The sequence below is a fragment of the Flavobacterium sp. genome (genome assembly GCF_028712645.1).
GTDB lineage: Bacteria > Bacteroidota > Bacteroidia > Flavobacteriales > Flavobacteriaceae > Flavobacterium.
Map to the genome: position 1 here is coordinate 1 of NZ_JAQTPQ010000275.1, position 4467 is coordinate 4467.

6 protein-coding genes are annotated in these 4467 nt (G+C 32.4%); all 6 read left to right on the forward strand.

Features of this window, described 5'->3' with window-relative positions; genetic code table 11:
* Window positions 1–1026: sigma 54-interacting transcriptional regulator (locus tag PHC28_RS16050; protein ID WP_300102999.1), on the forward strand; the 1026-nt coding region annotated here is incomplete at its 5' end.
* A 102-nt stretch (window positions 1027–1128) separates the two neighbouring features.
* On the forward strand, window positions 1129–1632 hold the full coding sequence (locus tag PHC28_RS16055; RefSeq protein ID WP_300103002.1) for an LptE family protein: 504 nt from the start codon (window positions 1129–1131) through the stop codon (window positions 1630–1632).
* A gap of 257 nt (window positions 1633–1889) precedes the next feature.
* Window positions 1890–2741 carry a tetratricopeptide repeat protein gene (locus PHC28_RS16060; protein ID WP_300103005.1) on the forward strand — a complete coding sequence of 284 codons (852 nt, stop codon included), beginning with the start codon at window positions 1890–1892 and terminating at the stop codon, window positions 2739–2741.
* Window positions 2742–2744: 3 nt separating this feature from the next.
* Window positions 2745–3089 (forward strand): preprotein translocase subunit SecG, encoded by a 345-nt coding sequence (secG, locus tag PHC28_RS16065; RefSeq protein ID WP_300103008.1) that lies wholly within the window; start codon window positions 2745–2747, stop codon window positions 3087–3089.
* Window positions 3090–3211: 122 nt separating this feature from the next.
* Entirely contained in the window at window positions 3212–3487 is a 276-nt protein-coding gene (gene groES / locus PHC28_RS16070; protein ID WP_300103011.1) for a co-chaperone GroES, read from the forward strand.
* Window positions 3488–3556: 69 nt separating this feature from the next.
* Window positions 3557–4467: chaperonin GroEL (gene groEL, locus PHC28_RS16075; RefSeq protein ID WP_300103014.1), on the forward strand; the 911-nt coding region annotated here is incomplete at its 3' end.

Sequence of the window (4467 nt, forward strand, 5' to 3'; positions counted from 1 at the left end):
AGTGAACTTTTTGTTCACGAAAAAGGGTCTTTCACTGGTGCAACTTCAACAAGTGAAGGTTATTTTGAAGTTGCCGATGGCGGTACCATTTTCCTTGATGAAGTGGGCGAATTGCCATTGACAACACAAGTTCGATTACTGCGAATTCTAGAAAACGGTGAATTTATGAAAGTAGGTTCATCACAAGTGCAAAAAACAAATGTTCGAATTGTGGCTGCCACCAATGTCAACTTGTTTGACGCTATCGAAAAAGGGAAGTTTAGAGAAGATTTGTACTATCGATTAAGTACAGTGGACATTACTTTACCTCCTTTGCGAGATAGAAAAGATGATATTCATTTATTGTTCAGAAAATTTGCTGCTGATTTTGCTCAAAAATATAAAATGCCTTCAATTAGATTAGACGAGAATGCCGTTGAGTTATTACAAAAATTTCGTTGGAGCGGAAACATTAGACAGTTACGAAATGTAGCTGAACAAATTTCGGTTTTAGAGACCAATCGCGAAATTTCGGCAATTACTTTGCAATCGTATTTGCCTTCGGAAGCTAGTAATCTGCCATCGGTAATAAAAGGAGAAAAAAGCAAAAATGATTTTAGTACTGAAAGAGAAATTCTGTACAAAGTGCTTTTTGATATGAAAAGTGATTTGAATGATTTGAAGAAACTAACTTTAGAATTAATGCAAAACGGCGTAACCAAAGTTCAAGAAACAAATTCAAATCTAATCAAAAAAATATACGGTTCTAATGAAGAAGATAGCGAAATAGATTATGAAGAAGAACCTAGAACTGCCGTTGTATCTATTCAAAATGAAGAGGAAAATAATTATCAACTGAGTGAAGATAATTATCAATTTGCAGAAACAATAGAAGAGGAAAAAGAAATTCTGAAATTAGAACAGCGTGAGATTGAAATGATAAAAAAATCATTAGAAAAAAATAAAGGAAAACGAAAAATTGCTGCTGATGAATTGGGAATTTCCGAAAGAACATTGTATCGAAAAATAAAACAATTTGATTTGTAATTTTTTTCAAGACAGATTTCACAAATTTTCACAAATTAGTTTCTTTAAAATAATATCTTTGACCAAACGCTTGCAACAGACGCAGCACTTTTTTTAAATAAAATGAAGCACCTTAAATACATCATTGTTATTGCAATCCTTTTCACATTCAGCGGATGTTCAGTTTACAACTTTACTGGAACAGGAAAAATAGATGCAAAAACCTTTCAAGTAAACTTTTTTCAAAATAATGCTCAATTAGTCGAGCCCGGAATTGACAGAACATTTACATTAGAATTACAAGATATTATCCAGAATCAAACCAATTTGAATTTGGTGAAAACAGGAGCCGATTTGACTTACGAAGGAGAAATAACAGATTACAGAATAAGCCCAATGACTGCAACGGCAGATCAGCAAGCCTCTCAAAATAGATTAACAATACGAGTAAATGTAAGGTTTACCAATAAAAATAAAGAAGCTGATGATTTCGAAAAAACATTTGATTTTTATTACGATTATGACGCTCGACAACAACTTACAGGAGAAACAAAGAATTTGGCAATAAAAGATATTTTCGAAAGAATTACTCAAGATATTTTTAATGAATCATTAGCAAAATGGTAAAATAATATATGACTGTCCGTTATGCAAACCAAAAAGATTATCATACTTTTTAAACCATTAAGAAATTAAGAAAATTAAGTTTTAGCCTTAATGAACCTTAATTTCTTAATGGTTTTAAGAGAAAAACAACTTTATTTTTTTATAAACTAACAAAATTTCGGATTGGTATTAGTAACGGATAGTCAAAAAATAATATACGGTTTTTAAATTCGATTTAAAAATCGTATATCAAATATCAAATACCATAAATTATAAAAATGAACGTAACCGATTATACTTATTTGATTAACAAACCAGATGCTATCAACGAAAAGCAGACAGATGCATTGGGAAAAGTATTGGATGAATTTCCGTTTTTTCAAAGTGCCCGAGCTTTACGATTGAAAGGACTTTACAATCAAAATAGTTTCAAGTATAATTACGCTTTAAAAGTCACTGCGGCACATACTACAGATAGAACCGTTTTATTCGATTTCATAACCTCAGATACTTTTGTCGCTATCCAAAAAGGGTTATACGACAAAAAAGTACTTGAACTTCTTGATATTAATGTAATTGATCTTGAAATCATCAAGCCTGAAATAAAAGTAGAGCCAAAAATAAATACTTTAGAGCAATCTATTCTTACTACTATAAAAGGTTCAAACCAAAAAGAGGTTGACGAAACGACAAAAATTGCTGTAGACAAATTAGAAATTGGAAAACCATTGGATTTTTCTACAAACGAAAAACATTCTTTTCAAGAGTGGTTACAACTCTCCAGAATTCAGCCAATCGAAAGAGAAAAAGAAGTTTTAGATATTTCGAAAACGCCTATATTGGTAGACGAAAAAAAGAAAAAAGCGGAATTAATAGACAAGTTCATAGAAGCTAGTCCGAAGATTTCTCCAATAAAACAAGGAGTTGCATCTCCAGCCTATTTTGAACCAAACAAGCAAGATAATTCGTTATTGATGACCGAAACTTTGGCAAGAGTCTATTTGGAACAAAAAAAATATCAAAAAGCGATACAAGCTTATGAAATATTAATTTTGAAATATCCAGAAAAAAGTAGTTTCTTTGCAGACCGTATTTCGGATATAAAGATTTTACAACAAAATAATAATTAAGCAATGAGTACATTTTCAATTTTTTTAGTTTTAATAACAATAGTTTGTTTCCTACTAGTTGTAGTAATAATGGTTCAAAATCCTAAAGGTGGCGGATTATCATCATCATTTGGAGGATCAACTCAAATGGGTGGAGTTCAAAAAACATCTGACTTTCTTGATAAAAGTACTTGGACGTTAGCAGCGATTTTAATCGGATTAATTATGCTTTCAAGTTTAAGTTTTGGAGGTGCGTTAAGCGATACAGGTTCAAAAATTATAGATAATACAGAAACTAAAGCACCAAGCACTTCAACTCCAGCAGCTCCTGTTCAAACTGTCCCAACAGGAACTACTCCAGCAAAATAATTTTTTTCAAAAATATTTAAAAGCGTTAGCATTATGTTAACGCTTTTTTTGTGTATAAACGTCAAATTTTAACTACTTTTGCACGGTTAATTTATCATCAAAATAAAATAAAAACAAACAATATGGCTTTAACTATTAAACCGCTTTCAGACCGTGTTCTTATTGAACCGGTAGCTGCAGAAACTCAAACCGCATCAGGAATTTTTATTCCAGATAACGCAAAAGAAAAACCACAAAAAGGAACTGTTGTTGCTGTTGGAAAAGGCACTAAAGATTACGATATGACAGTAAAAGTTGGCGACACCGTCCTTTATGGAAAATATGCAGGAACAGAATTAAAACTAGAAGGAAAAGATTATTTGATAATGCGCGAGGATGACATCCTTGCAATAATCTAAATTACAACAAAAGTACGGACAAGTTGCGACTTGTCCCTTCATTAAAAAAATTTAAAAAAAAAATAAAAAATGGCAAAAGATATAAAATTTGATATTGAAGCACGTGACGGATTAAAACGTGGTGTTGACGCATTAGCAAATGCAGTAAAAGTTACACTTGGACCTAAAGGTCGTAACGTAATTATTGGAAAATCTTTTGGAGGACCAACAGTTACTAAAGATGGAGTTACTGTTGCAAAAGAAATAGAATTGAAAGATCCATTAGAAAATATGGGGGCTCAAATGGTAAAAGAAGTAGCTTCTAAAACCAATGATTTAGCTGGTGACGGAACTACAACCGCAACAGTTTTAGCACAAGCTATCGTGAAAGAAGGCTTGAAAAACGTTGCTGCTGGTGCGAATCCAATGGATTTAAAAAGAGGAATCGACAAAGCTGTTGAAGCTATTGTTGCTGATTTGTCCAAACAAGCCAAAGTAGTAGGAAGCGATTCTGAAAAAATAAAACAAATTGCTTCTATTTCAGCTAACAACGATGAAGTGATTGGCGAATTGATTGCAAATGCTTTCGCAAAAGTGGGAAAAGAAGGTGTAATCACTGTTGAAGAAGCCAAAGGAACAGATACTTATGTAGATGTTGTAGAAGGAATGCAGTTTGACAGAGGGTATCTTTCTCCTTATTTTGTCACCAATCCAGAAAAAATGGAAGCAGAATTAGAAAGTCCTTACATCCTTTTGTATGACAAAAAAGTTTCTTCATTAAAAGAATTATTACCAGTTTTAGAGCCAGTAGCACAATCAGGAAAACCATTATTGATTATTGCTGAAGATGTTGATGGTGAAGCATTATCAACTTTAGTTGTAAATAAATTACGTGGTGCTTTGAAAATTGCAGCTGTAAAAGCTCCAGGTTTTGGTGACAGAAGGAAAGCAATGCTAGAAGACATCGCAATCTTAACTGGAGGAATCGTAATCTCAGAAGA